We start from the raw sequence: 2,680 nt of genomic DNA on the forward strand, positions 1-2,680 counted from the left end.
GTAAACCATATAACGTGTTCTTATCCGATTTAGGGATACTTACATTCCAAGTTGAAGACGCTCCTAATTGAGTCCCATAATAAGTTACCGGGTGTGATCGTCCAATATACTCCACCAATGATACATCTAATGTATTGTTATCAGATACATCTATATTATATGGTAATTTCAACATAGATCCAGCCCATGTTACTTCTTCTACCGGATCTTCTCCAATAACCTTTAAGTTATTCCACGTTTCATCCCATTGTATAATTACCGATTTAATCCCAATAATATACGCAGGAATATCAGTATACGTTATTGTTCCAGTATCCATGTCGGTAGACACAATTCGATATCTAGCGGAATCGAGTGGTGGATGCGGATCCGTAACATAAACATTGTCCGTATTGTCAACATTCGTCGCTATACTTACGAATCGTCCGTCGTATTCTTGTCTATATACTGATAGTTTAACATTCTCAACTAAATATTCTTCGTCGGATTGAATGACTGTGAAGTATATAATCTCATCACTTGAGTCAACCCCGACAAACACTAAATCATCCCTATCAGTTAATGCGTTATTTACAGACGTCCCTTCCAACGGATCCAAGACAGTGGTTGTTCTCGTATATGTTCCTGAAGTTGGTTCATATAAAACCTTATAGAAGATATATGGTCTATCCACACAATATGGACGTATATGCGCACTTAAAGTCTTTTCATCAAATACTATCTCAGCTGTTGGATAATACTCGGTTTCCATTAATGAGACCGTGAATGATAGTGTTTCTTCTTCTGTTAACCCCGTATCCATAGTCACGATACATGTCACTTCGTATCGACAGTTGTTTTCCAGGTTAATATCACCTGGAGTCATCTTCACACTTAGTTTTTGATCATCGATATCATAAAATCTAGAGAATATTTCTTGACCTTCGGCGATCATTTTGACGTTTCCATACTCATCTACTGTCTCATATGAATCTCCGGATACGATCGATATATGATATCCGATTGGTTTTTGTGAATTTGGACCAGATGTCGCGTTTATGTAGAATGGGTATTTACTAACGTCTCTTATCGTATCGTTTCCTTCCTGATCATTAGATAAGATTAATGATAACGATGGAGGTGCATATACACTTATTAGACGGGTTGCGGACCATGGACCATATTCACCAGTTATACCAGCGGTTCGAACAGACCAACGAATAACCGCACCTTCTGTAAATGTACGCGTTGATAAGTAGTAGTAACTAACATCATCGCTAACATTAGTTTTTAATATTTCTTTTACTATCTCGTTATCATTATTGACGATATATTTTAGTTGCGCTTTTGTTTCTTTGGAACCGTCCTTAGAGTTATGCATCCAATATAATTTCATCTCTTCGCCGACGACCACGGTTGAAGTTGACGACCAAGTTGTAGGTGCTGCTGGTTCATCCCCTAACACCACCGATTTCTCCTCAGTCCAATCAGATGTTCCTTGTTCATTTACAGCTCTAACTCGAACGAAGTATTTTTCACCACTAGTTAACCCTGTTATTGTATAACGAGGTCCAGTGATGTTATTTATAGTTGTTGATGCGTTCGATGCTCCTAAATACTCTTTTTTTATAGCGTATTCTATATCATATGTTTCAGCCGTCGATACTGCTTCCCAAGTTAAAGTTAAAGCGGTCTCTGTTACAGCCTTTATCTCGATTATCTTGGATGGTTTACTTGGTTTGGTTTGTACGTTGTCTGAGTAATCAGACCAACCACTATATATTTTATTTTTAATTGCTCTACATCGCACTTTATAATCGAATCCCGGTGACACATTACAAGAGTATTTAGCTGTCGTTGTGCTCACTTTAGATTTACCAACTTTGTAAATCTTAGAATCATTTTGAATAATTTCGAATTCTATTTCAGATACGTCTTCAGCTACACCTCTAACTTCAATCTTTAAAGTGTAATCCTCCAATGTTACAGTTGGTGTAGGTGGTGTAACAGGAGGAAGATTTTTCATATAATAGAATTTTTCAGTCGACCATTGTGCGGTCCAATGATAAGTATCAACATCGTTCACTTTATGTGTTGTGGCGATGGGTTTCACTTGAAACGATACATATGTTGCGTTTTCAGGTGGCGTGTAAATACTTTGAGGCTGTGAGTTCTCTATGGAATCAACCGATGTACTACTTCCTGTAAATTTCGCATTATCACCCGTCCCATAGAACCAACGCACGTCGAACTTATCAGTATATCCTCTAGGCCACGACCAAGTAGCAAAGAAAGTCCTATCGGTATTAGCCTGTAGTCCGAAAGCAGTTATTGTAGCTGTGGTTGCGGGCTTTGATGTATTAGTCGATGTTGATGGTGCAGGTGTGGGATTAGGTTTAGAGGGTGTGACGGTTACCGTTTCTGAAATCTTTAACACCTGACCAACGTAGATTAAATTCACATTGGCGATATTATTCAATTTTGCCAGGTAACTAACGGTTGTTCCATACTTTTGTGCTATCTCACTTAATGTATCTCCTCTAACAACCGTATGTGTTTTATAAGTAGCCATATCTATAACCTCCTTTCTATTCTGGCTGCTCTAACTAATGATTGAACTGCTGCTGATACACTACTTCCATCATCATAAGTTATTCCATTTATAGTATATGATGGTCCTGTATTATTTAACTGTTCTTTT

The 2,680-nt window shown here is 37.9% G+C and carries 1 protein-coding gene; it reads right to left on the minus strand.

The window, feature by feature from the left end; all coding sequences use genetic code 11:
• Positions 1-2,551 (minus strand): LysM peptidoglycan-binding domain-containing protein (locus Q0J90_RS14495; protein ID WP_297278587.1); only part of this gene is annotated, 2,551 nt, incomplete at its 3' end.
• Between the last annotated feature and the right edge of the window lie 129 nt (positions 2,552-2,680).

Origin of the sequence: uncultured Brachyspira sp., from assembly GCF_944390595.1 — a bacterium.
Classification (GTDB): Bacteria; Spirochaetota; Brachyspiria; order Brachyspirales; family Brachyspiraceae; genus Brachyspira.